This is a genomic window from Streptomyces sp. NPDC088733 (assembly GCF_044751185.1).
GTDB lineage: Bacteria > Actinomycetota > Actinomycetes > Streptomycetales > Streptomycetaceae > Actinacidiphila.
Map to the genome: position 1 here is coordinate 168883 of NZ_JBIVLH010000017.1, position 23811 is coordinate 192693.

At 73.2% G+C, this 23811-nt stretch carries 20 protein-coding genes; 11 read left to right on the forward strand and 9 right to left on the reverse strand.

Annotation, left to right across the window (positions count from 1 at the left end; translation table 11 throughout):
• The first annotated feature begins 55 nt into the window (after window positions 1-55).
• A complete protein-coding gene (locus tag ACIP64_RS28275; protein WP_401592067.1) occupies window positions 56-490 on the forward strand; it encodes an STAS domain-containing protein in 435 nt (144 codons plus the stop codon).
• Here ACIP64_RS28275 and ACIP64_RS28280 read toward each other — a convergent pair.
• The gene (locus tag ACIP64_RS28280; protein ID WP_401592069.1) at window positions 392-1378 is read right to left on the reverse strand and encodes a sigma-70 family RNA polymerase sigma factor; all 987 of its coding nucleotides are present in this window, start codon (window positions 1376-1378) and stop codon (window positions 392-394) included. The two genes, ACIP64_RS28275 and ACIP64_RS28280, sit on opposite strands and share 99 nt — an antisense overlap.
• Before the next feature lie 144 nt (window positions 1379-1522).
• Complete coding sequence (locus tag ACIP64_RS28285; protein WP_401592101.1) at window positions 1523-3970, reverse strand: SpoIIE family protein phosphatase; 2448 nt, start codon at window positions 3968-3970, stop codon at window positions 1523-1525.
• Window positions 3971-4923: 953 nt separating this feature from the next.
• On the opposite strand from ACIP64_RS28285, the gene ACIP64_RS28290 reads away from it, so the two are divergent.
• From ACIP64_RS28290 to ACIP64_RS28325, 8 genes are all read left to right on the forward strand, one after another.
• A complete protein-coding gene (locus ACIP64_RS28290) occupies window positions 4924-6495 on the forward strand; it encodes a sensor histidine kinase (protein WP_401592103.1) in 1572 nt (523 codons plus the stop codon).
• Between the two features lie 23 nt (window positions 6496-6518).
• Window positions 6519-6905 (forward strand): roadblock/LC7 domain-containing protein, encoded by a 387-nt coding sequence (locus tag ACIP64_RS28295; protein WP_360901624.1) that lies wholly within the window; start codon window positions 6519-6521, stop codon window positions 6903-6905.
• Entirely contained in the window at window positions 6902-7261 is a 360-nt protein-coding gene (locus ACIP64_RS28300) for a DUF742 domain-containing protein (RefSeq protein WP_360900759.1), read from the forward strand. Before ACIP64_RS28295 ends, ACIP64_RS28300 begins: the two co-directional genes overlap by 4 nt.
• Entirely contained in the window at window positions 7242-7868 is a 627-nt protein-coding gene (locus ACIP64_RS28305; RefSeq protein ID WP_401592071.1) for a GTP-binding protein, read from the forward strand. The genes ACIP64_RS28300 and ACIP64_RS28305 overlap by 20 nt, the downstream gene beginning before the upstream one ends.
• Entirely contained in the window at window positions 7865-9292 is a 1428-nt protein-coding gene (locus ACIP64_RS28310) for a cytochrome P450 (RefSeq protein ID WP_401592073.1), read from the forward strand. The genes ACIP64_RS28305 and ACIP64_RS28310 overlap by 4 nt, the downstream gene beginning before the upstream one ends.
• Window positions 9293-9614: 322 nt before the next feature.
• Window positions 9615-10748, forward strand: a complete 1134-nt coding sequence (locus tag ACIP64_RS28315; protein WP_401592075.1) for a selina-4(15),7(11)-diene synthase — start codon at window positions 9615-9617, stop codon at window positions 10746-10748.
• A 28-nt stretch (window positions 10749-10776) separates the two neighbouring features.
• On the forward strand, window positions 10777-12111 hold the full coding sequence (locus tag ACIP64_RS28320; RefSeq protein ID WP_401592077.1) for a cytochrome P450: 1335 nt from the start codon (window positions 10777-10779) through the stop codon (window positions 12109-12111).
• 293 nt (window positions 12112-12404) lie between these two features.
• Window positions 12405-12839: a GNAT family N-acetyltransferase gene (locus ACIP64_RS28325; RefSeq protein ID WP_401592079.1), complete on the forward strand. Its 435-nt coding sequence runs from the start codon at window positions 12405-12407 to the stop codon at window positions 12837-12839.
• A gap of 370 nt (window positions 12840-13209) precedes the next feature.
• Here the strand turns inward: ACIP64_RS28325 and ACIP64_RS28330 are convergent, their stop codons facing one another.
• The 5 genes from ACIP64_RS28330 to ACIP64_RS28350 all read right to left on the reverse strand — a co-directional run bounded on the left by ACIP64_RS28330 (window position 13210) and on the right by ACIP64_RS28350 (window position 18879).
• The gene (locus ACIP64_RS28330) at window positions 13210-13701 is read right to left on the reverse strand and encodes an RrF2 family transcriptional regulator (RefSeq protein WP_401592081.1); all 492 of its coding nucleotides are present in this window, start codon (window positions 13699-13701) and stop codon (window positions 13210-13212) included.
• A gap of 80 nt (window positions 13702-13781) precedes the next feature.
• A complete protein-coding gene (locus tag ACIP64_RS28335) occupies window positions 13782-15092 on the reverse strand; it encodes a S8 family serine peptidase (RefSeq protein ID WP_401592083.1) in 1311 nt (436 codons plus the stop codon).
• Window positions 15093-15137: 45 nt separating this feature from the next.
• The gene (locus tag ACIP64_RS28340; protein WP_401592085.1) at window positions 15138-16286 is read right to left on the reverse strand and encodes a glycosyltransferase 87 family protein; all 1149 of its coding nucleotides are present in this window, start codon (window positions 16284-16286) and stop codon (window positions 15138-15140) included.
• 98 nt (window positions 16287-16384) lie between these two features.
• Window positions 16385-17707, reverse strand: a complete 1323-nt coding sequence (gene mptB, locus ACIP64_RS28345) for a polyprenol phosphomannose-dependent alpha 1,6 mannosyltransferase MptB (RefSeq protein WP_401592105.1) — start codon at window positions 17705-17707, stop codon at window positions 16385-16387.
• A 365-nt stretch (window positions 17708-18072) separates the two neighbouring features.
• Window positions 18073-18879 carry an alpha/beta fold hydrolase gene (locus tag ACIP64_RS28350; protein WP_401592087.1) on the reverse strand — a complete coding sequence of 269 codons (807 nt, stop codon included), beginning with the start codon at window positions 18877-18879 and terminating at the stop codon, window positions 18073-18075.
• Between the two features lie 86 nt (window positions 18880-18965).
• Between ACIP64_RS28350 and ACIP64_RS28355 the strand changes: the two genes are divergently transcribed.
• Window positions 18966-20078 carry a DUF2786 domain-containing protein gene (locus ACIP64_RS28355; protein ID WP_401592089.1) on the forward strand — a complete coding sequence of 371 codons (1113 nt, stop codon included), beginning with the start codon at window positions 18966-18968 and terminating at the stop codon, window positions 20076-20078.
• A 213-nt stretch (window positions 20079-20291) separates the two neighbouring features.
• A complete protein-coding gene (locus tag ACIP64_RS28360) occupies window positions 20292-21035 on the forward strand; it encodes a class I SAM-dependent methyltransferase (protein WP_401592091.1) in 744 nt (247 codons plus the stop codon).
• On the opposite strand, the gene ACIP64_RS28365 is transcribed toward ACIP64_RS28360, so the two are convergent.
• Together ACIP64_RS28365 and ACIP64_RS28370 are read right to left on the reverse strand one after the other, a co-directional pair.
• Window positions 21032-21547 (reverse strand): pyridoxamine 5'-phosphate oxidase family protein, encoded by a 516-nt coding sequence (locus ACIP64_RS28365; protein ID WP_401592093.1) that lies wholly within the window; start codon window positions 21545-21547, stop codon window positions 21032-21034. The two genes, ACIP64_RS28360 and ACIP64_RS28365, sit on opposite strands and share 4 nt — an antisense overlap.
• 18 nt (window positions 21548-21565) lie before the next feature.
• Window positions 21566-23077, reverse strand: a complete 1512-nt coding sequence (locus ACIP64_RS28370; protein WP_401592095.1) for a von Willebrand factor type A domain-containing protein — start codon at window positions 23075-23077, stop codon at window positions 21566-21568.
• Window positions 23078-23811 lie beyond the last annotated feature (734 nt).

The window sequence follows — 23811 nt, forward strand, 5'->3', positions numbered from 1 at the left end:
GATTCCGCGGGCGTGCGCGGTCCTACTGGTGAACGCCCGTCGCAGGAGGTCGCCCATGGTCCAGCCCGTGCCCCGCTCCGACGGCGGGTCCCCCGTGCTCGTGCTGCCCGCGAGGGTGACCCGGGAGGCGGTCCCCGTGCTGTGCGAGCGGCTGCGATGCCTGCTGGCGGAACACCGGGGCAACACCGCCACCGCGGCCGCCCCCGTCACGGTGGTCTGCGACGTGAGCGGCCCGGCCGGCGAGCCGGACGCCGTGCTGATCGACGCACTGGCCCGGTTGCAGTTGACCGCCCGCCGCCAGGGCGCCCGCGTCGTTCTGCGTGGGGCCGGGCGCCCGCTGCGGGAGTTGATCGCCCTGGTGGGGCTCGCCGGGACGCTGGACCGACACGGCCTAGGACCGGCCGGGCTCCAGATGCGGGGGCAGTCCGAAGAGCGGGAAGAGCCGCTGGGTGTCGAGGAAGGAGTTGAGCCCGGTGATGCGGCCCTGTGAGATCTCGAGGACCTGGAGGGCCCACGGCTCGTGCCCGCCGTCCGCGCTCGGCCGGTACTGCGCGAAGCCCGGCATGCCGTTGGCCGAGACGGGCAGCAGCCGCGATCCGCGGCAGCCGCGGCCGTGGCCGGCCATCCAGGCCCGGATCTCCGCCGGGCCGAGCAGCCACAGCTCGTAGGGCGGCATGGACAGCGTGGCGTCCTCGTGCAGCAGCGAGGTGAGCGCGTCCAGGTCGTAGGACTCGAAGGCGGCCACGTAGCGGGCGAGCAGTGCGCGCTGCTCCTCGTCGAGGGGCGCGGCCGCGTCACCGGCGGCGGGTGCGGCCGCGGCGAGGGTGGCGCGGGCGCGCTGGAGGGCGCTGTTGACGGAGGCGACGGTGGTGTCGAGCAGTTCGGCGACCTCCGCGGCCTTCCAGGCCAGCACCTCCCGCAGGATGAGCACGGCCCGCTGCCGCGGGGCGAGGTGCTGGAGCGCGGCGACGAAGGCCAGCCGCACGGACTCGCGCCGGTCGGCGACCTCGGCCGGGTCGCCGGTCTCCGGCAGGACGCGCCCGTCGGGGGCGGGCGAGATCCAGGCGGTGTCCGGGAGCGCGCCGGGCAGCGGTCCCTCGGCGCTGCCGGGGGAGGCCAGGTCCATCGGCCGGGCCCGGCGCCCCGCGCCGCCCAGCGCGTCCAGGCACACGTTGGTGGCGATCCGGTACAGCCACGAACGCAGGCTGGAGCGGCCCTCGAAGCGGTCGTACGCGCGCCAGGCCCGCACCATGGTGTCCTGGACCGCGTCCTCCGCCTCGAAGAGGGAGCCGAGCATGCGGTAGCAGTAGCCGGTCAGCTCGGTGCGGTGGCGTTCCAGCTCGGACGCCACGTCGGGTGGTGCAGCAAGATCGCTCATGGGGCTTCTCCGCCTTCCGTCGGTCCGGGACCGCCCACGGAGTCCACTTCAGCACACCCCACTGACAGTGGTCCCGGGCTTGGCGGATCCGGCCCCGCCCCGCGCACCGTCCGCCCGTCGCGCGCCCCGCCCCGGCCTGCGGGATCAGCCCGCGGCGGCGCCGGGAAGCTCCTGCTCCGCCCACATGAGTTTGCCGTCGCCGGTGTAGCGGGTCCCCCAGCGCCGGGTGAACTGGGCGACCAGGAACAGTCCGCGGCCGGACTCGTCGGTGGTGCGCGCGTGGCGCAGCCGCGGCACGGTGTTGCTGCCGTCGTAGACCTCGCAGATCAGCACCGCGTGCCGGATGAGCCGCAGCCGGATCGGCCCGGACGCATGCCGGATGGCGTTGGTGACCAGTTCGCTGACCACCAGCTCGGTGACCGGCGCGACCTCCTCCAGCCCCCACGCGGAGAGCTGACGCACCGCCAGGCCTCGTGCGCAGCTGACCACTTCGGGGTCGCAGGGCAGGTCCCAGGTGGCGACCGCCCCGGGGCCGAGGGCCTGTGTCCGGGCGAGGAGCAGGGCCACGTCGTCCTCGGGCGGACCGGTGAGCAGCGAGCCGGTGATGGCCGCGCACAGGTCCTCCAGCGGCAGTCCGGGCCGGTCGAGGGCGTGGGCGAGCTTGTCCAGGCCGATGTCGGGGTCCTCGCCGAAGGCCTTCAGCAGCCCGTTGGTGTAGAGGGCGAGGACGGTGCCCTCCGGCAGATCGAACTCCGCCGACTCGAAGGGCATCGCGCCCAGGCCGAGCGGCGGTCCCGGGGGCAGTTCGGGGAAGGTGACGGTGCCGTCGGGCGTCAGCATTGCCGGCGGCGGGTGGCCGGCGCGCGCGGCCGTCAGGCGGGCGGTCACCGGGTCGTAGACGGCGTACAGGCAGGTCGCGCCGAGCACGGCGGTGGCCACCGCGCCGTCGGCGGCGTCCTCCTCGGTGAGCCGGATGACCAGGTCGTCGAGGTGGGCCAGGAGTTCCTCGGGCGGCAGGTCCATGTCGGCGAGGGTGTGCACGGCCGTGCGCAGCCGCCCCATGGTCGCGGCCGCGGTGAGGCCGTGCCCGACCACGTCGCCCACGACGAGGGCCACCCGCGCCCCGGACAGCGGGATGACGTCGAACCAGTCGCCCCCGACCCCGTCCTGGACGTCGGTCGGCAGGTAGCGGGAGGCGACCTCCATGGCGATGCCGCCGGTCAGCGCGTGCGGCAGCAGGCTGCGCTGGAGGGCGAGGGCGGCCTCGTGCTCGCGGGTCCAGCGGCGGGCGTTGTCCACGCACACCGCGGCCCGCGACGCCAGTTCCTCGGCCAGCAGCACGTCGTCGCGTTCGTAGGGATCGGGCCGCCCGCCGCGGACGAAGGTGACCACGCCCAGCACATTGCCGCGGGCGCGCAGCGGCACCCACATCGCCGTGCTCATGCCGTACTCGCGGATCTTTGCATCCCTGGCGGGGTCCCCGGACAGCCAGGTCGCCTCGTCCACGTCGAAGTCGGAGCGCAGGAAGGAGCGGGCCTCGGCCATGCAGCACACGTACGGGGAGTCCTCGGTGGCCCGGATGGGCTCGCCGACCCGGGCCACCGCCTCCGGGACGCCCTTGCGCACCGAGCTCAGCCCGGCGCGGCGCAGTGCGGTGGCCCGCAGGGAGCGGCCGCGCGGCGGCTCGTCGCCGCGCAGCACCCCCTCCAGCAGGTCGACGGTGACGAAGTCGGCGAGCCGGGGGACCGCCACATCCGCCAGTTCCTGCGCGGTCTGGCGGATGTCGAGGGTCGTGCCGACGCAGGCGCCGGCCACATTGAGCAGGGCGAGGCGTTCGCGCGCCTTGGAGCGGTCGGTGACGTCCATGGCCATGTAGCAGACGCCCATCACGCGGCCGTCGCCGTCGTCCAGGCGGAAGAACGAGGTCGAGTACACGTGCTCCTGGTGCGGCGCGGCCAGGGTCCAGCCCCGGTACTCGTAGTCGACCACCGGCCGGCCGGTGGCCAGCACCTTGCGCATGACCTTCTCGATGGGGTCGGTGTCGATGCCGGGCAGGGAGTCCCCCATCCGGCCGCCGATGCGCTCCTCGCCGGGGACGCCGCTGAAGCGCTCCAGGGTCTCGTTCATCCACACGTAGCGCAGTTCCGGGGTGAGGACGGCCATGCCGATCGGCGAGCGGGTCAGGAAGGCCTCCAGCACGGTGCCGCTGACCGCCCACGACGGGCTGTGGGCCAGGTCGATGCCGGACAGCAGCCAGCGGTCGCCTCCCCCCGTGCCGGACAGTGCCGACATCCGTACGCCCAGTTCCAGCCGGTGTCCGTCGCGGTGCCGGGCGGCCACCAGACCGCCCCAGGCGTCGCGGATCCGGCACTGGTCCGCGATGTCGCGCGCGCTTGCCGCATGGTGGGGGGAGGCCAGCAGCGTCTCTGCCGGGCGGCCCACCACCTCCGCGGCCGTCCAGCCCAGCAGGTTCTCCGCCGCGGGCGTCCAGGCGACCACGGTGCCGTCGGCGTCGACCACCATCGACGCGGCGAAGCCCATGTCGAACGGCGCCATCGAGGGGTCCGGCGCACCTTCCTTGGGGGTGACCATCGAGGTGCCCCATTTCTGCGGGAACGTGACTTTCATGCTAGGTCTTCGCGGCGGGCGGGGCCTGCCGGGACCCCGGAGGGCGCCGGCCGGGCCGCCTCGGGGCGGCGGGTCCGCGGCGTGCGGTGGCAGGCGTACGGCGGAGTGGTCGCGGAAGGGGGTCCGGGCGGGCGGAGTGGCGTAGGCCGGGTGGTCGCCGTGCCCATGGCTCACCTGGGCGAGGTAAGGATCACGCGTGGTGTTGACGGTCGCCCCCGGCCCTCCGGGGACGCGCATCCCACTGTTTTCGGCCGGGCGCAAGTCCCCGTCACTCGTACGGATGAAGCACGTGGTCGCCCGCGCGGCGCGCCCGGTCGCGGCGCGGGGGTGTGGCAGGAGCGGCGTCCACGGGGCCCGGACGCCCGGACCCGGCCGGGCCGGCGGCGGGGGCGGCGCCCGGCCGGCCACGTGCAGGGGGTCCTCCCCGGCGGCGGGCGCGACGGTCCGGGCGGCCGTCGGACGGCGGTCCGCCCGCGTGCCCGGCGGTCGCGGCCGAGGGCGCCTGACGTGGGAAAGCGCTTGTCGCGCGGTGCGCGATCGCGCCCCGCCGGGACGTCCGCCCGCCCGCGCCGGACCCCTCCGGGACCCCGCCCCGCCGCCCCGGCGGAACGTCCGCCTCCGCGGCTCGCCGGGACCGGCGCGGGCGGTGACCGGTCGTGGCGTGATCATCGCGGGGGGTTTGCGCGACGGCGCCCGAGCCGGTATCGATACGTCAAACAGCATGTGCCATAGGCAATATGACGGGGCATCGGCCACGATCGGAAGTTGGCTATGCTACGTGCGGCTCAGCGTGTTGTAGCAATTACAGCTGGTCACGACACTTGTGGTGATGTGTCCGGCATGTGTGCGACGCCGACGCCGAATCCGTGTTCGTGCTCCTGTTGTCGTCCCTGTCCCGCGTTCACCTGAGGATGCCGATGGTTCGTGCTGGATCGTCCCCCGGAGACCGCCGGCCTGCCGCCACGTCCGCGTGGTTATTGCCGGCCGTCATAGTCGCGGCGGTCACGGCCGTCGCCGTTTGGACCGTCCCGGCGGGAGCGAGGGAGGCGGTCTTCTGGTGCGGTGTGACCGCCACCGTGGCCGTCGCCGTGCTGGCGGTCGAAGTCGCCCGCCGCGGAGCCCTCAACGAGGACTTGCGCGAGCAAGCCGCCCGTCAAGCCGCCGAGTTGCAGTACCGGCTGTCCCAGCAGGAGGCCGAGACCCTGCGGCTCGCCCGTGAACAGGTGCCCGCGGCGATGGCCCGCCTGCAGCGCGGCGAGTTCATGGAGGACGTGCTGGCGGCCGTCGAGACCCGGCCCGAGGGCCTCACCCCCGAATTCCTGGGCGCGCACCAGGCGCTGATCCGCGCCACGCTCGGCGCGGTCTCCGCGGAGGAGGACATCCGCGAGTCCTCGCAGCGCGCGTTCGTCAACATCGCCCGCCGTGTGCAGGCCATCGTCCACCAGCAGGCCAGCGACCTGCGCAACATGGAGGACCGGCACGGGCAGAGCCCCGAGGTCTTCGGCGACCTGCTCAAGCTCGACCACGGCACCGCGCTCATCGGCCGCCTCGCGGACAGCATCGCCGTCCTCGGCGGCGCCCGGCCCGGCCGCCAGTGGAGCAAGTCCGTACCGCTGTTCAGCGTGCTGCGCGGCGCCATGTCGCGCATCATCGACTACCAGCGGATCGAACTGCACTCGGTCTCCGAGGTGGCGATCATCGGGCCCGCCGTCGAGCCGCTGATCCACGCGGCCGCGGAACTGCTCGACAACGCCACCCGCTACTCCCCGCCCCAGACCCGCGTGCACGTCACCGCGGTCGAGGTGCAGTCCGGCATCGCGATCGAGATCGAGGACGGCGGCGTCAGCCTCAGCGAGGAGGCCCGGCTGCGCGCCGAGCAGATGCTCGCCGAGGCCCAGGCGGGCATCGACCTCAACGGCCTGGGGGAGACCCCGCGGCTCGGCCTCGCGGTCGTCGGCCGCCTGTCGAAGGCCTACGGCTTCCAGGTCTCCCTGCGCTCCTCGGCGTACGGCGGTGTCCGCGCGGTGCTGGTCGTGCCGCAGGAACTGATCACGACGATGACCAACGCGACGGGCCTGGCCCACGGCATCGGCGCCGCGTCCGGTCCCCGTCCGGTGCCCGCACCCCGTTCCGGGAGCGACGCGGACGGCGACGGGGCGGAGTCCCGGCCGGCCACCGGCCCCCGCCGGTCGGAGGCGCTGGCGGCCGGGACGGTGTCGCCCGAGATGGCGGACGAGATCCCCGTGGTGCACGAACGCACCGCGAACGGACTGCCGCAGCGCCGTCGGCGTGCGACGCCCCCGACTCCGGTCGCCCGTACGGGGTCCGCGTCCCCTGCCGGTTCCGTCACCGCTTCCCATGCCAAGCCGTCGGCCGACGAGCCGGTGCAGCCGGGCATGTGGCTGGCCGCTTTCCAGAGCGGCGTGTCCGGTGAGACGCCGCCTGCCGCTCCCGTCAAGAGTGACGAGTCGTTAGATAAGGGTGAGTAGCCGTGATTCAGCAGCGGGCCAACATGGACTGGATGCTCAAGGACCTGGCGACCAGCGTTCCGCAGACCCGCCACGTGGTGGTTCTCTCGGCGGACGGCTTGCGCATGGCCCAGTGGGGGGCGGACACGGACACGGCGGACCGGCTGGCCGCCGCCTGTGCCGGGCTGCAGAGCCTGGCGGCGGCCGTCGCCACCGAGTTCCCGCACGGTGACGGGCGCATGCGGCTGGTCGTCATCGAGATGTCGGGCGGGTTCTTCTACCTCATGGCCGCCGGTGCGGGCGCCTACCTCGCGGTGCTGGCGGACGAGGGCGTCGACGCCGGGCTGATGGGGCAGCGCATGCGCGACCTCGTCGCCCGTATCGGCGAGCACCTCAGCAGCCCTCCCCGCAATGACGGGCAGGCAGGATGAGCGAAGCGGACCAGGGATGGGAGGAAGGGAGCCCCGAACGGCTCTACGTGATCACCCGGGGCCGCAGTGGGACGTCCGGTGGCTCCGTCCTCGACCTGGTCACGCTTGTCCGGTCACGGACCGGACCACCGCCGGGGATGCCCCCCGAGCAGGCGGCGATCGTGCGGTTGTGCAGCTCGCCGCTCTCGGTCGCGGAGATCTCCGCGTACCTGGGCCTGCCGGTGAGCGTGGTCACGGTGCTCCTGCTCGACCTCCTGGCCGAGAAGCGGGTCGAGGCGCGGTCGCCCGTTCCCCCCGCGCAACTTCCCGATGTCGCTCTTATCGAGGCGGTGATACATGGACTTGAGAAGCTCTGACCCGCTGGCGGTCCCCGGACCGCGCAGCGAGGACGTACTGCCGGAATCCGCCACCGCCGCGGTCAAGATAGTGATCGTCGGGGGCTTCGGGGTCGGCAAGACGACCCTGGTCGGCTCGGTCAGCGAGATCCGTCCGCTGACCACCGAGGAGACCATGACCCAGGCAGGTGTCGGCGTGGACGACATCGCCGGGGTCGAACGCAAGACGGCGACCACCGTCGCGATGGACTTCGGCCGGATCAGCATCAACCAGGAACTGGTGCTCTACCTCTTCGGCACACCGGGCCAGCAGCGCTTCTGGTTCCTGTGGAACGGACTGTTCGAGGGGGCCCTGGGCGCTGTGGTGCTCGTGGACACCCGCCGGCTGGAGGTCAGTTTCGATGTGATCGGCCGGCTGGAGGAGCGCGGGGTGCCCTTCGTCGTCGCGATCAACACCTTCCCCGAGGCGCCCAGCCACCCGGTCGAGGACCTGCGGTCCGCGCTCGACCTCCCCCCGCACGTGCCGATCGTCGACTGCGACGCCCGCAAGCGGGAGTCCAGCCGCGATGTGCTGATGACCTTGATGCGATATCTGCACTCCCTTGCCGCTACCACGGAGGCATCGTGACCACTCCACCCCCCGAATGCCCGGCCCACGCCGCGCACGGCGTCGGCGGCGCGCGGCGGCTGTACGGCGCCGAGGCCGAGGCCGACCCGATGGGCGTGTACGAGAAGCTGCGCGCCGAGCACGGGGCGATCGCCCCGGTCCTGGTCCATGGGGACCTGCCCGCCTGGCTGGTGCTCGGCTACCGGGAGAACCTGGAGGTGCTGCGCACGCCCTCGCGCTTCTCCTCCGACTCCCGGCGCTGGCACGCCGTCCAGGAGGGCAAGGTCCCGCCGGAGCACCCGATCGCCCCGACGATCATGTGGCAGCCGCTGGTCAACTTCAACGACGGCGACGCCCAGAAGCGGTTGCGCGGTGCGGTCAGCCGGGGCCTGGGCCGGTTCAACCGGCACGGCATCCGGCGCCATGTCACGCGGGTGACGCACCTGCTGGCGGACGAGTTCAGCGCGACGGGCAAGGCGGACCTGGTCGGCCAGTTCGCCGAACTCCTGCCGGTCCTCGTGCTCACGAACCTGCTGGGCCTGCCGGAACAGGACGGCCCGCGACTGGCCGAGGCGTGCCGTGACCTGATGAAGGGCACCGAGACCTCGCTCGCCAGTTACGGCTACATCCTGGAGGCGCTGACCAGGCTCGTGGCGGAGAAGCACGAGAGGCCCGGCTACGACCTGGCCTCCTGGCTGATCGAGGACGAGGCGGAGTTCAGCGACGACGAGGTGGTGCAGCACCTGCGGCTGGTGCTCGTCGCGGCCAACGAGACCACGGCCAATCTGATCGCCGACATGATCAAGCTGGTGCTCACCGACCCCCGTTTCCGCGGCAACCTCTCCGGCGGGCACATGACGCTGCCGGACGGCCTGGAGCAGGTGCTCTGGGACCAGCCTCCGCTGTGGGTGATGCCGGGCCGGTACGCCACGGGCCCCATGGAGCTGGGCGGCCAGCACATCGAGGAGGGGGACATGCTCCTTCTCGGGCTCGCGGCCGGCAACACCGATCCCGCGATCCGCCCGGACCTCGCCGCCTCCATGCACGGCAACCGTTCCCACCTGGCCTTCGGCGGCGGTCCGCACGAGTGCCCGGGGCAGGACATCGGCCGTGCCATCGCCGAGACGGGCATCGACGTCCTGCTGGGCCGGCTGCCGGACCTGAACCTGGCGGTCGAGGAGGACGCGCTGGTGCGCGTTCCGTCCTGGACGTCCCGCCATCTGCAGGAGCTCCCCGTGGAGTTCACTCCGCGCCGGCCGCAGCGCGAGGAGGAGAAGGCGGCCGTTCCCAGGCCGGCGGCGCAGCAGGACGTCGTGCCCCAGCCGCTGCCGCAGCCCGCTCCGGTCGCGGCACCGCAGCAGACGCTTCCGCCGCAGCCGGCTTTTCCGCCCCAGGCGCCCCGGCGGACGTGGTGGCAGATCCTCACGGACTGGCTGAGGCGTTAGGCAGGCGTCTCATTCTGTGACCCGCGCACGGCGGGCGCACGGGCGAATGCGCCTGTGCGCCCGCCGTGCGCTTGTTCGCTCCCGGCACCTCCATGTCCCCTGGTCGTGGCGGGGTCATGCGCCCGGCGCACACGAGGCGCACGGCCGGCGCAAGCGGGGGGTGCGCCAACTGCCGTTCGCATGGCGAGATTTCGCGGCTTGACGCCATGGCGATATGCCGGGGTAATGGTCGCTGAAACTGATCCACTCGCGTTCCGTGCGGCAGTGTGCCGCGCGGATCTTCGTGGTGGTCAGTGCGCGGACAACTGAGAGGTGATCGTCAGTGGGGCCTGACCTGGTAGTTCCACCGATCTACTCTCCCCTCGGACCGGCAATCCACCCACGCCACGCGGCCATCGACGCACGGGCGGCGGCCTGGGCCGAGCAGTTCCGGATCGGCTCCGACGAGTTGCGCGGCCGGCTCGTGAAACACGACATCGGCACCTTCGCCGCGCGCATCCTTCCCGAGGGCAGGGAGGAAGTCGTCGCCATCGCGGCGGACTTCATCATCTGGCTCTTCGGCGTCGACGACGGCTACTGCGAGGAGGGGGAGCTCGGCACCCGCCCGGGCGAGCTCATGGGAGCGCTCTCCCGGCTGCTCCGCATCGCCCAGAACCCCGAAGTCCCCATGCTGGCCGACGACCCGCTGGCCCAGGGCCTGCGCGACCTGCGCTACCGGATGGACCTGTACGGCACACCGGGACAGGTCGCCCGCTGGATCGACGCCCTGCGCGAGTACTTCTCCTCGGTCGTCTGGGAGGCGTCCTTCCGGAGCGACGGCACCGTTCCCGAGCTCAACGACTACACCCTGATGCGGATCTACGACGGCGCCACGTCCGTGATGATGCCGCTGCTGGAGATGGGGCAGGGTTACGAACTCCAGCCCCATGAGCGCGACCTCACGGCCGTACGCGCGGCGGCCGAGATGGCGTACTTCATCATCTGCTGGGACAACGACATTTTCTCCCACCACAAGGAGGCGCGGGCGGGCGGCTTCTACCTCAACGCCGTCCGCGTGCTGGAAGTGGAGCATGACATCCCGCGGCACCAGGCGCTGAAGGCGGCCATCGCCCAGCGGGACCGCGTGATGAACCTCTTCCTCCGCACCGCGGAATACCTGCAGACCTACGGCAGCCCGCAACTGCGCCAGTTCCTCGACAGCCTCGGCCACTTCATCCGCGGGGCCCAGGACTGGGGTGTCAGCTCGATTCGTTACACCACACCCGACGATCCGGCGAACCTCCCCTCGACCTTCCGCGACACACCGAGCGACGACAGCCCGGAGGCGCTGGACATCCCGGCGATCGCCTGGTGGTGGGACGTGCTGCCGGAGCAGGACGAGTCCCGTCCGTCACAGGGGATCGCACCGACATCGCTCGACTCTTTCCTACACCCGACCGCACAGCGCACGGCATAGATTCCACGAAAGAAGAGGAGTTTTCGGGGTGAATGCTGAATTGCGCTCCGTCCCGCGCGCCCCCGGGCGGCTACCCCTGCTCGGCCATGTGTGGCCGCTGGCGCGCGACACGCTCGGCTTTGTGAAGTCGCTCCGCGACACCGGTGACCTGGTGCGCGTCGACGTCGGCACCATGTCGGTGTACTTCGTCAACAGCCCCGGGCTGGTCAACGAACTCCTGGTCACCAAGGGGCGCAGCTTCGAGAAGGGCCGGTTCTTCGACCGCCTGAAGATCCTGGTGGGCGACGGCCTCGTCACCGCGGGGAGCGAGACGCACCGCAGGCACCGCAAGCTGATGCAGCCGATGTTCCACCGGTCCCGGATCGCCGGCTACGCCGAGGTCATGAACGCCCAGGCGCTGGCACTCGCGGAGTCGTGGCGGCCGGGCGAGACCGTCGCGGTCGAGCGGGAGATGGCCGCGCTCGTGGCCAACACCCTTGCGGGGACCATGTTCTCCACCGACATCGGCAAGCCCGCCGTCGACGCGATCCGCCAGTACCTGCCGGTCATCGTCAACACCCTGCTGCTGCGTACCGCTTCGCCCAAGTTCCTCGACCGGGTGCCGATCCCCGCCAACCGGCGGTTCGACGCGGCGGCGGGCGAGCTGCTGCGGGTCATCGACGACGTCGTGGCCGCAGCACGCACGGCCGACGACACCGACCGGCCCGACCTGCTGTCGACGCTGCTCGCCGCGCGGGACGCGGACACCGGGGAGTCGCTCACGGACGTGGAGGTCCGGGACGAGCTCAGCACCATCCTCTTCGCCGGTGCGGAGAACACCGCGACCACGCTGACCTGGGCCTTCCACGAGATCGCGCACCACCCCGAGGTGGAGGAGCGCCTCCTGGAGGAGATCGCCCGCGTCTCCGGCGGCGCCCCCGTGACCATGGACGACATCCCCAAGTACGAGTACCTGACCCGGGTGATCAACGAGGTCGTCCGGCTGCACGGCGTCACCCTGCTCATGCGCCGCTCCGTGGAACCGGTGGAGCTCGGCGGGGTGATGCTGCCCGCCGGCACGGAGATCGCCTTCAGCCTCTACGCGCTGCACCGCGACCCGCGTTCGTTCCCTGACCCGGAGCGCTTCGACCCGGACCGATGGCTGCCCGAGCGCAGCGCGGACCGGCCGCGAGGCGCGTTCGTCCCGTTCGGCAGCGGCACCCGCAAGTGCATCGGCGACTCCTTCGCCTGGATGCAGATGGTCGTCTCGCTGGCCACGCTCCTGTCCCACCGGCGGCTGCGCCCCACTGCCCACTTCGCCCGCGAGGTGGCCGCCGCCGTGCCCCACCCCGACCGCCTCCCCATGCTCGTCGAGGCCCGCTGAACCCGCCGCGACCCGGCCCCCGCCGAGTCGCGGCCATTAGGGCGTGTTTCGAAAGTCCCGTCTGTCCCACGACGCCTTGCACGGCACCTCGCTGCGTTGTCGAACCGTCCGAGTAGCCCACTACGAGGACGACTCTCCGCCTTGCGATGCACCGCACCTGGGGGTACCCCCAGCGGTAGCTGGGGGAGCCGCGGGACCCGCCCTCCGGGCGGCCGGCGCTACTTTCGAAACACGCCCTAGCACAGAAGTTTGTGCCCCGCCGGGTGCCCGTCAGCCCCTCTTAAGATCTCCGCATGGAGCTGACATTCGTGGATGTACGGCCCGGTGAACCGGACATGACGGCGGAAGTGGGTCCCCTCATACGCACGTTGAGGCCCGCCCTGACCGCCGACGGGTTCGCCGCCTTCGCCGGCGAGGCACACGCGCAGGGCCTCGTCTTCACCGCCGCACGCGACAACCAGGGACGCTACCTGGCCGTCGCGACGCACCGGGTGCTCGCCACCAGCCGGGGCCGCACCCTCTTCGTGGACGACCTGGTCACGGCGCTCGACGCACGCCGCGCCGGGGTGGGCGCCCGGCTGATGGACGAACTGGAGATCAGAGCGCGCAAGGCGGGCTGTGAACGCGTCGAGCTGGACTCCGGTGTCACCAACCACGGCGCGCACCGCTTCCACCACACCTGCCGCATGGCCATCACAGCCCTGCACTTCACCCGCGACCTCTCCTGACCGCCTCACCGTGCTGCGCGGCGCCAACGGCTGCGCGAGCACGGTGCCGCTTCAGACCACCCACCGGGGATCAGGCGCGATACGAGACGGAGGGGGCGGGGGAGGTGGGGGCACCTCCCAGCGGTAGCTGGGGGAGGGTGGCGTTCTGGACACTGGAGCATATTTGGGTGCATGACCCGGAGCGATCAAGGCGGGTACCTGAGGCACCTAAATGTGCTGTCCGGAATGGCAGCCCCGGAGGCCCCGAACCCGGCCCCCAACAACGCGCGTCGGGTCGCCCGGACTTCCTGCGGCTGGGGGCACCCCCGGCCGAAGGTTGGGGGAGGGCGGGAGGGCGGGGAAAAAACCCGGTACAGCGAACGCAGCGCCCTCAGCCCCCGGTCCCCAGGAGCCACCCCCGCGTCCCCTCCGCCGCCCCCGGCGCCACCCCCTCGATGGACGCCTTCAGGTCCGCGAGCGTCTGACCGGCCAGTTCCTTGCGCCATGCGAGGTCCGCGCGGGCCATGGCCTGGTGCACCAGGCACGGCTGGCGGAAGTCGTCGTCGAGCAGCGTGCCGTTGTTGGGGGTCCGCTTGCGGATGTGGGTGCACTGGAACGCCGGGTCCCGCCCCTCGATGGCCGTGACGACGTCCAGGACGGTGATCTCCTCGGGCTGCCGGGCGAGCCGGAAGCCGCCGCGCGGTCCGGGGGTGGAGGAGACGATGCCCTCGCGGGCCAGCGCTTGGAGCTGTTTGTTGAGGTAGGCCGTGGGCAGCTCGTAGAAGGCGGCCAGCCGGGCCGCCGTGACGGCCCTCTCGGGACCGGCCCAGGCCAGGTTGAGGCAGCAGTGGAGTGCCCACTCCACGCCCTCGTTCATCCTCATGTTCTCGATGCTACATGTCCAGATCCCGTTATCACGGACATACGGAATCCAGGATTCCGGATCCCGGGGAACGGCACCCCTCAAAGATCGCCGGTGAAGGCCAGCAGCGTCGGCGTCCCCCAGGGGGCGCCCGCCGAGGCGTTCGGGGTGGCCTGGGCGATGAGCCACTTCTTCACCACGTCGAAGGGGGCGTCCCCGTACGTGTCCTTGTAGAGCGCGGCGATCCCCGTCACATGGGGCGCGGCCATCGACGTTCCGCTCATCATGGCGTACGAACCGTCGGGCCACGCGGAGGCGATGTCCACACCGGGCGCGGTGAGGTTGACGCAGCTGCCGAAGTTGCTGAACGACGCCAGGTGGTCGGCCTGGTCGGTGGCCGCCACCGTGAACGCCTCGGTCGCGCTGGCGGGCGAGATGACGCAGGAGTTGATGTCGTCGTTGCCCGCCGCGACGACCGGGAAGACGCCGGCGCGGGCCAGGCCGTCCAGGGCGTCGTTCATCGCGGGCGAGTACATGCCGCCCAGCGACACGTTCGCGACGGCGGGCTTGACCGCGTTCCGGGCCAGCCAGTTGATGCCCGCGATGATCCCCGAGTTGGGGCCCGCGGCATCGCAGTCCAGGACCCGGACGGAGACGAGGCGGACCTCGCGGGCGATCCCGGCGTGCGCGCCGCCGACCGTGCCCGCGACGTGCGTGCCGTGCCCGGCGCAGTCCTCGCCGTCGAGGCCGTCGCCGATCTCGTCGATGCCGGGCGTGGCACGGCCGCCGAACTCGTCGTGCGCGAAGTCGATGCCGCTGTCGATGATGTACGCGGTCACCTTGGAGCCGGTGGCCTTCACGGTGAAGCCGTGCGTGTGGGGCGTGCGGTGGGAGATGCGCTCCAGCCCCCAGAAGATGCCGGGCGCGGAGAGCTCGGCGTCCGTGGCGGCGGGGCCCGTCCGCCCGTCCGTGCCGTGTCCGCCGTCGTGGCCCGGGGCCGCGCCCGGGCGCGGCAGCAGCCGCCGGGGCGGCGAGGGGACGCGGTCCTGCGGGGGGAGGGCGACCTTGGTGTCCTGCTCCACCTTGCGGACCTGCGGCAGCGCGCGCACCTGCGCCAACTGGGGCTCGGTCAGCGGGGCGGAGAAGCCGAGCATCGCGTCCTGGTAGAGGTGGTGCGGGGTGACGCCGGCGTCGTGCGCCACGCGCGCGGGGTCGCTGCCGGGAGTCAGGGTCACGATGTACTCGCCGGGGATGGCGTTCGGCGCGCTCGCCCCCAGCAGCGGGGCGAGGGCGGGCAGCGGGGCCGGCGTCCGCGCGGGCGCGGCGGCCGCCATGGGCAGGACGCACACGGCGCAGACGGCGCTCACACACGCGGCGGTCATGGTCAACGTCCGGCGCAGGGACACACGCATGCGTGAACTCCTCGGTCGACAGGGGCCGCGTGAGCCGTCGGACCGTCAGCCGGCCCGCTCTCCCACCCTGTCAGCCAAGATCGCCCCGGTGCGCGCCCGGCTACGCCATCCGTGCCGGGGCCCCAGCAGCAGCCCCAAGGCGATCCAGACGTACGCGCTGCCGCCGATGAGCGAGCCGGGGCCGCCCTGGCCCGGTTCGTCCAGCCACAGCCACACGATGCTGCTGCACAGCACCACGTACGCGCCCACCGCGATCGCCACCCGGGCGCGGGTCCGCACCCGCAGCGCCTCACCGGCCAGCACGGCCAGCGCCGGGATCATCCACACCAGGTGGTGCACCCAGGTCACCGGGCTGATCAGGCAGGCCGCGACACCGGTGAACGCCACGCCGTTGGTGACGTCGGCGCGCCGCACCTTGTACGCCCACACCGCCAGCACGGCCACCACCGCGACCGCCCACACCCACTCCGGCGCGTCGAGCCGGGCGAGGGTGCCGCGCAGCGACTGGTTGCCGGCGTACGAGAGCGAGCCGACGCGGTCGGTGTCCCACATCGCCTGCGTCCAGAACGTCCGGGACGCGCCCGGCGCGGCCAGGACGGCGAGCAGGGTCGCCCCGGCGGCGGTGGCCGCCGCCGTGAGCCCGGCCCTGCGGTGCCCGGCGATCAGCAGCCACCCGATGAACAGGGCGGGGGTCAGCTTGACCGCGGCGGCCAGGCCCGTCGCGTACCCGGCCCAGCGGCTGCCGCGGCGCAGGAGTTCGGCGTCGAGCAGCACCAGCGCGAGCAGCGCGAGGTTCACCTGCCCGAAGGTGAAGGTGTCCCGGACCGGTTCGAGCAGCGACATCAGGCAGCCGGCCAGCACCATCGCGTACCACTGGGGCCAGCCCTGGCGGCGGATCACCGGCCCGGCCGTCCACTGGAGCACCAGCAGACCGGCGCCGATGTTGAGGGTGGCGGCCAGCACCACGGTGGTCGGCCAGTCCACCCAGGCCATCGGCAGCATGCACAGCGCGGCGAACGGCGGGTAGGTGAAGCCGTACACCGTGCCGGGCCGCAGGTAGTCGTAGAGCGCGCCGCCGTCGTGCACCCAGGAGTTGATCGCGCCGTGGTAGACGGCCACGTCGAACCAGTGCCGGTGCAGCGGCACCGTCGCGAGGAAGACGAAGGTCGCGGTCACCGCCACGACCGCGCTCACCACGCGTTGCGTGGCGGGAGCCCGAAGAGACCCGGGGGCCCCGAGGGATCTGAGGGACTCGAGAGCACGGAGAGCACTGCGCATGAAGGTCCTGACGTTCATGAGGCGGGGGCCGGGCGGGCCGGCCGTACCAGCCGCACGAGATGGAGCACGACGATCGGCAGCAGGGCGGCGGCGGCGCCCGCGGTCGCCAGGGCCACTTGGTGCACGGTGGCGGGGAAGCCGTTCGGGAGCACCGCCAGGGCCAGCACCGCGCTGCCCACGGCGGCCACCCGGCGCACCCGCCCGTCGGGAGCGGCCACGGCGAGCGGCACGAGCCCCCACAGCAGGTACCAGGGGCGTATCGCGGGGCCGAGCAGCGCGACCGCGAGCAGGCTCAGGCCGAGGGCGTAGACGGGGCCGAGCCGCCTGCGGAACAGCCACACCGCGCCGATCGCCACCGCGACGGCGACCAGGCTCAGCATCCGCCAGGTGTGCGGGGTGCCGATGAAGCGGGCCATGGTGTTGACCAGCGACCAGTTGGAGGCGGAGGCGGGCGTGCTCAGGGCGCCTATCCAGCCGTACCCCACGCCGGTCACCGCCGTGATGCCGACCGTCGTCGCCCCGGCGACCACCGCCGTGGTGCCGCCCGCGCGGGCCAACCGCCAACGTCCTTCCATGTGTTCGGCCCACAAGGTGGCCACGACCAGCAGTCCCAGCGCGGCCGGCGCCTTGACCAGGGCGGCCAGCGTCACCAGCACCGTCGCGATCACCTGCCGCCGCGCGAGCGCGGCACCGAGGCCGGCGCCCAGCAGGCCCAGCATCACCGCGTCGTTGTGGGCGCCCGCCACGAGGTGCAGCAGCACCAGGGGGTTGAGCGCCCCCAGCCACACCGCCTGCGCGGGGTCCGCGCCGCAGCGCCGGGCCAGCCGCGGCAACTGCGTGGCGAGCAGGGCCACTCCGAGCAGCGCCAGCGCCCGCATCCCGGTGATCCCGGCGTGCGCGCTCAGCCGCGCGAGGGCGAGGAAGGCGGGACCGTACGGTGCCGGGGTGTCGCGCCAGATCGCCGGCACCTCGGCCGCCGCCGCACCGCCGAGCACGCTCGGTCCGTACGTGTAGGCGTCGATGCCCTTGCTGACCATCGCGCCCTGCGCCAGGTAGCTGTAGACGTCCCTGCTGAACAGCGGGGGCGCGAGCAGCAGGGGTGCGGCCCAGACGGCGAAGGTGGTCAGCAGGCTCCGTATCGTCGGCGGCTGCGGACCGCGCACCAGCCGGCCGAGCTGCCACCACGCGGCGATCAGCAGCCCGAGTCCGAAGTAGGCCACCAGCAGCCCGATCGCCGCCTCCCCTCGGGGCAGGGCGAATTCGTCCCGGACGGGCAGCGCCCCCGCGGCCCTTCCGCCGACAGCCAACGCGACCGTCCCGGCAAGTCCGAGGGCCATGGTGCGAGTCACTACCGCACGATCGCATCATCGGGTGACCGCCGAACGACGCGCGGGCAACCGGCGGGTGACCGATCATCCCGCGAGCAGCCGGGCGGCGTCCCGCACGATGCCGCTGTGGACGGCGTCCCGTGTGTACGGTGACGGCTCCCGCCCGTGCTCGATCTCGTCGAGTTCCCCCGCCCACCGCACCAGGTCCGCCAGTTCTCCGGGGTGTCCCAGCTCCCCGGCCGCTTCGCGGATCAGCCGGACCCCGGTGCGGATCCGGGCCCCGAAGGGGCGCGGGGAACTGCGCGACCGGCCACCGCGGACCCGCGCGGAACGATCGCACCCCCGGTCCCCGCGGAGCGCACGGCGTTCGGCCGTCAGCCGAGGCGGGCCGCGGCCTCGGCGATGATCGCGGCGACGCGGGCGGGCTGTTCGACGAGCACGCCGTGGCCGGCCCGTGGCACGGGGACCAGGGTGATGCTGGGGCAGGCGTCCAGGTCGCGGCGTTCGCCGTCGGTGAGGCCGATGTCGTCGGCCTCACCGCGGACGACCCAGGCGGGCAGGGCGGTGGCGCAGAGCCGGGGGACGAGCGAGCCGTGCCGGTCCAGGTGGTCGTAGTAGTGGCGGAGCGCGCGGTGGCAGAAGGCGGGGTCGTTGTCGGCCAGGACCGCGGCGAGGGTGTCGCGGCGGCCCGGCGGCAGGCTGTCGCGCACGGCGCGCGGGAAGAGCCGCAGGGCGACCGCCCAGGCCGCCCCGCCCAGGCCCGGGACGCGGCCGAGGCGGTCCAGCAGCGCGAACTCGGGGGCCTCGTCGTTCCGCGAGAAGCTGGGGGAGAGCAGCACGAGCGGGCCGGTGAAGGCGCCGGCCACCGCCATCTCGATGGCGACCGTGGAGCCGAGGCCCTGACCGACGACGAGGTCGCAGCCCCGTTCCGCGGCGACCCGGCCCAGGAGGCGCGCGTAGTTCTCCACGGAGACGTCCTGCGGCGCCGGGGTGCGCCCGAAGCCGGGGAGGGTGACCGCGGTCAGGCCGAGGCGCGCGTCGGCGAGCGCCGGTTCGGCCATGACGTCGGCGTAGAACTCCGCGGTGCACAGGCCGCCGGGCAGCAGCAGCGCCCGGTGCCGGGCGTCGGCCGGGCCGGCGGTCCGGATGTCCCAGTCCGCGGTTCGGGTCTCGGTGCTCACGGGGCCCCACCCTGGTGCTGCCGCCCTGGTCGCGCGACCACCCTGCTCCGTACGCGGCGTGTCGCCGGGATGCGATCCTGGAGGGCGTGCAGGACGTGACGACGGTGGTTCGGGAGGCGTTCGCCGGCGCCGTGGGGGCGGCCGGCGCGGACGCGGAGTTCGCTGTGGACGCCGGGGCGTCGGCGCTCGCGGCGGCGGGATGGGAGCAGGCGGGCCCGGCGGTGCTGGCCGCGCTCGACGATCTGCTGAGCGGCTGCCGGGGCCGCGGCTGGGGGAATCCGGACCTGGTGCGGATGGCCCGCAGGGAGCTCGGCCCCGAGCATGTGCGGCTCGCGGAGCGGCTGCTCGCGGTGGACGGCGCGCCGCGGCCGGAGGCGACGGCCCTGCTGACGGCGTACGCCCGCGAGGAGCGGCTGGACCGCTTCGGCGCGGCGACCGCCGTGCTGGAACTCGTCCGCCTCCTGGGCCGGCTGCCCCGGATCACCCCGCTGACCGCCGCCCCGCCGCGGCCCGCGGCGGGGAGCGGCGCGGGGTCCAAGCTGGGGCGGATCCGCGCGCTGCTGGCGAAGGCGGAGTCGACCCCGTACCCGGAGGAGGCCGAGGCGCTCAGCGCCAAGGCGCAGCATTTGATGGCCCGCTACAGCGTCGACGAGGCCCTGCTCGCGGGGCCGGCCCCCGGCGACGGGCCGGGTGCGCGCCGGGTCGGTGTGGACCGGCCGTACGAGGCCCCCAAGGCGCTGCTCCTGGACGCGGTCGCTTCGGCGAACCGCTGCCGCGCGGTGTGGTCGGCGGAGTTCGGCTTCTCGACGGTGGTCGGCTACGAGGCCGACCTGGAGGCCGTGGAGGTGCTCTACACCTCGCTGCTGGTGCAGGCGGAGACCGCGATGCTGCGCGGCGGCGGTGCGGCACGCGCAAAGGGCCGCAAGAACCTGTCCCGGAATTTCCGCGAGTCGTTCCTCATCGCCTACGCGGGGCGGATCGGCGAACGGCTCGCGTCGGCCACCCGGGACGCCACCCGTGAGGCCGGTGAGGAGGGCGGCGGCAGCGCGGAGGTGCTGCCCGTCCTCGCGGCGCGCGAGGTCGCGGTGGGCCGGGCGGCCGACGAGATGTTCCCGCAGACCCGCTCGCAGCGGCTCAAGGGCCGCGACCGCGAGGGCTGGGAGCACGGCACGGCCGCGGCGGACGGCGCCCGGCTCTAGCGAACGGAAAACCGGCCCTCGCGCGCCCGCCGAAGCTCCCGCGGCGGCCCCTCGCGGGGGCGCGGAGCCCCGTCCGCGGCCGGGCCCGAGGGAGCCGTCACCCGTGGCCCGCGCGGCCGCTCGGACGCCCGTACCGGCGATGGGGAAACCGCCGCTGAGCTGGGCTTTCATGCCCCACGGGCCTAGGCTGGCGGCACCGCGAAAGGAGTCCTGATGGATCGTCATATCCGTACGGTCGAGGACGTGCTGGAACTGCTGGACGGCCTGTTCGCGCCGGAGGCCGACCGCTGGACGGGCGGCGCGGCCGACTGGTGGGACGGCTTCTACACCGACCGCTCCAAGCCGGTCCCGTTCTTCGCGCGGAAACCGGACGAGAACCTGGTCTCCTACCTCGACCGGGGCCTGCTCGCCCCCGGCGGCCGGGCCCTGGACCTCGGCTGCGGTCCCGGCCGCAACGCCCTGCACCTGGCCGCCGCGGGCTTCGCCGTGGACGCCGTCGACCTCTCGCCCGCGGCCGTCGCCTGGGGCGAGGAGCGGGCCCGCGAGACCGGCGCGCGGGGCGTGCGCTTCCACCGCGGCGACGCCTTCGCCCTGACCGCGTCCGGCGGCCCGCTGGAGGGCCCGTACGACCTGGTCCACGACTCGGGCTGCTTCCAACACCTGCCGCCGCACCGCCGCGTCAGCCACCTCGCCCTGCTCGACCGCGTCCTCGCTCCCGGCGGCCACTTCGCCCTCACCTGCTTCGCCTCCGGCGCCATGGGCTCGGAGCTGCCGGACGCCGACCTCTACCGGCAGGCCCGCCTGCACGGCGGGCTCGCCTACACGCCGGAGTCCCTGCGCGCGATCTTCTCCGGGCTCACCGAGATCGAACTGCGCCGCATGCGCGACGAGCCGCCGGACTCCCCGCACTTCGGCGAGCCCTTCCTGTGGACCGCCCTGTTCCGGAGGACGCCCTAGAACAGCCAGCGCGTCTGGCTGTACGTCGTCCCCCGTCCGTAGGCGAAGGCCGTCCTCGGCTCGACCTGGTAGACGAGCGCCTCGTTGCCCGCCTCCCCGCGGAACACCTCGCCGTGAACCTCGAAGCGCCATTCCTCGCCGTACTTGGCCTCGTACACCTCGGCGATGCGGCGCAACTGCGTGTCACTGCGCACGCGCGCCGCCTCGCCCTCGACGACCACGTCCAGGCCCTCGTGCAGCGCGTTGGTGCCGGTGGTGAGCACCACCTTCGCGTTGCGGGCGAGGTTGCGCGCCTTGCGCTCGTCGGCGCCGGTGCTGAAGTGCAGGGCGTTCTCGTACCAGACCCCGATGAGCGGGGTGACATGAGGACGCCCGTCGGGGCGGACGGTGGTCAGCCAGTAGATCTCGGCATCGGCCAGGAAGCGGTGCGCCTGGCTCCAGGTCGTCGGGTCGGCGCCGTCACTGCTGTAGCGGGCGTCGAGCTCGGCCTCGGGTTCCTTTTCTGCTGCCATGACTCCACTGATACTCCATCAGGCCGCGCGGAGCGCGTACGCGCGGTCGACGGACTCCGCCAGGTCGGCCACGGCCGGGTCCTCCGTGGTCCTGGCCAGGGAGCGCGCGCGCTCGGCGAGTTCGGCCAGCCCCGGGGCGCCGGGCAGCTGCTCGTCACCGGTGGGGTACGTCCGCAGGGCGTCGGCGAAGTACGCGGCCACCGCGTCCACCCGCAGCCGCGCCGACGTACCGGAGTCCCACAGCGCACCGGTCAGCCGGTCCGCCTCGATCGTCGCCGACCGCTCGTGCGGGGCGCGGCCCGCGGGGTCGAGCCAGCGGACGGTCGCGGTGGCCACATGGCCCCGCGCGCCGGGCCGAAGGCGCACGGCGTACAGCGCGGTCACGGTGTGCCCGGGGCCGACCTCGCCGCCGTCCACCCGGTCGTCGCGGAAGTCCTCGTCGGCCACGGCACGGTCCTCGAAGCCGATGAGGCGGTAGTCCTCCACCGTCCCCGGGTCGAAGGCGACCTGCGCCTTGGCGTCACGGGCGCGCAGCTCCACATTGGCCGGCAACTGGTCCACGAAGAGCGCCCGGGCCTCGCGCTCGGTGGAGACGTACGAGGTGTGGCCGTCGCCCCGGTCCGCCAGCCGCTCCATCAGCGCGTCGCCGTACTCGCTGCCGACACCCACCCCGTACAGCGTCACACCGTGCTGCTCCCGGGCCCGGGCGATCCGCTCCAGCAGGGCGTCCGGATCCGTCTCACCGGTGTTGGCCAGCGCGTCCGAGAGCAGCACGACCCGGTTCGTGACGCCCGAGCGGGCGCCCTCCAGGGCCACGTCGTAGCCCGCGCGCAGGCCCGCCTCCAGATTGGTGGACTCCTCGGGCCGCAGTCCGTCGATCACCTCCCGTGCGTGCGCACGGGCCCCCTCGGCGGCCAGCCGCGTCATCGGCAGCGCCACCCGCGCCCGCGAGCTGAACGTCACCACGGCCAGCGAGTCGTCCCCCCGCAGCTCGCCGACCGCCGACCGCAGCGCCTTCTGCACGAGGTCCAGCCGCCCCGGCTCACCCATCGAGCCCGAGACGTCCACGACGAACGTCAGCGCGGCGGGCTTGCGTGCCGCCTTGTCGGCGGCGCGCGTGGCCAGCCCGATCCGCAGCAGCGACCACCGCGAACCGGCCCCGGGGGTGCGGGCACCGTCCGCGGTGACGGAGAAGCCGTCGCCGTCCGGGCTCGGGTAGTCCTGCCGGAAGCTGTTGACGAACTCCTCGTACCGCACCGCCGACGGGTCCGGCAGCTGCCCGTTGCTCAGTTGCCGGGCGGCATAGCCGTACGACGCGGTGTCCACGTCCAGCGCGAACGTCGACAACTGGTCCTGCGCGGGGGCGCGTTTGCCGTCCGGCGCCTGTGTTCCCCCCGCGACGCGGGCCGGTGCGGGCGCGGGGCGGTGCCCCGCGTCGTGACTGCTCCCGCGCGGGCCCACCGCGCTGCACCCCGCGAGCAGCGCCCCCGCGGCGACCGCCAGCGCGATGGTTCTCGTCGTCCGCCTCATGTCGTGTCCCCTCCCCGTACGGCTTCTGTGACTGTGACGCACGGGGCCTTCCCAGGGGGGCTTCGGCGGCGTTGCGGATGCGTCTCGTTCAAGCAACGCCGCTGCGCTTCGCTGTGCCTGGGTTTTTCCCCGCCCGCCCTCCCGAGTGCCCGGCGCGGTAAGTGCGGGCCCCGCTCTGTTCGTTGTGGGGGTCGGCGCCGCTCCGGAGTCCTCCCCCAACCTTCGGCCGGGGGGACCCCCACGGCGCTCGCGGTTTACCCCCGTACATCGTGTGCCGCGGTCGCCGCTCGTCCCTCCCCCAGCTACCGCTGGGAGGTGCCCCCAGCGGGCGGACCCCGGCGCACCCCCTCCCGGGGTCGTTGGGGCGGCTTACGGCCGGTGGGGGTGCTGTGGGCGGTGACGGCGGAGCAGGTCGTTGGCGCGGCGCCAACGGGTGCCCGAGCACGGTGCCGCTTCAGACCACCCACCGGGGATCAGGCGCTTGCAACTACGGAGGGGGCGGGGTTGGAGGGGTGGCGTTCTGGACTGTGGAGCATATTTGGGTGTATGACCCGGAGCGCTCGACGGAAAGTGCCTGAGGCACCTAAATGTGCTGTCCAGAATGGCAGCCCCGGAGGCCCCGAACCCGGCCCCCCAACAACTAGGGTCCGTCTTCAAAGATCATCGGGTGGTGGATCATGGTGGGGTGATACGTCGCCATGAACTCACCGACCGGGAGTGGGAGTTGCTCGCTC

What these genes read in the sequence shown, in the direction of transcription:
- ACIP64_RS28275 (WP_401592067.1), top strand. Translation starts at nt 56, where the DNA reads ATGGTCCAGCCCGTGCCCCGCTCCGACGGCGGGTCCCCCGTGCTCGTG.
- ACIP64_RS28280 (WP_401592069.1), bottom strand. Translation starts at nt 1,378, where the DNA reads ATGAGCGATCTTGCTGCACCACCCGACGTGGCGTCCGAGCTGGAACGC.
- ACIP64_RS28285 (WP_401592101.1), bottom strand. Translation starts at nt 3,970, where the DNA reads ATGGTCACCCCCAAGGAAGGTGCGCCGGACCCCTCGATGGCGCCGTTC.
- ACIP64_RS28290 (WP_401592103.1), top strand. Translation starts at nt 4,924, where the DNA reads ATGGTTCGTGCTGGATCGTCCCCCGGAGACCGCCGGCCTGCCGCCACG.
- ACIP64_RS28295 (WP_360901624.1), top strand. Translation starts at nt 6,519, where the DNA reads ATGGACTGGATGCTCAAGGACCTGGCGACCAGCGTTCCGCAGACCCGC.
- ACIP64_RS28300 (WP_360900759.1), top strand. Translation starts at nt 6,902, where the DNA reads ATGAGCGAAGCGGACCAGGGATGGGAGGAAGGGAGCCCCGAACGGCTC.
- ACIP64_RS28305 (WP_401592071.1), top strand. Translation starts at nt 7,242, where the DNA reads ATGGACTTGAGAAGCTCTGACCCGCTGGCGGTCCCCGGACCGCGCAGC.
- ACIP64_RS28325 (WP_401592079.1), top strand. Translation starts at nt 12,405, where the DNA reads ATGGAGCTGACATTCGTGGATGTACGGCCCGGTGAACCGGACATGACG.
- ACIP64_RS28330 (WP_401592081.1), bottom strand. Translation starts at nt 13,701, where the DNA reads ATGAGGATGAACGAGGGCGTGGAGTGGGCACTCCACTGCTGCCTCAAC.
- ACIP64_RS28335 (WP_401592083.1), bottom strand. Translation starts at nt 15,092, where the DNA reads ATGCGTGTGTCCCTGCGCCGGACGTTGACCATGACCGCCGCGTGTGTG.
- mptB (WP_401592105.1), bottom strand. Translation starts at nt 17,707, where the DNA reads ATGGCCCTCGGACTTGCCGGGACGGTCGCGTTGGCTGTCGGCGGAAGG.
- ACIP64_RS28360 (WP_401592091.1), top strand. Translation starts at nt 20,292, where the DNA reads ATGGATCGTCATATCCGTACGGTCGAGGACGTGCTGGAACTGCTGGAC.
- ACIP64_RS28365 (WP_401592093.1), bottom strand. Translation starts at nt 21,547, where the DNA reads ATGGCAGCAGAAAAGGAACCCGAGGCCGAGCTCGACGCCCGCTACAGC.
- ACIP64_RS28370 (WP_401592095.1), bottom strand. Translation starts at nt 23,077, where the DNA reads ATGAGGCGGACGACGAGAACCATCGCGCTGGCGGTCGCCGCGGGGGCG.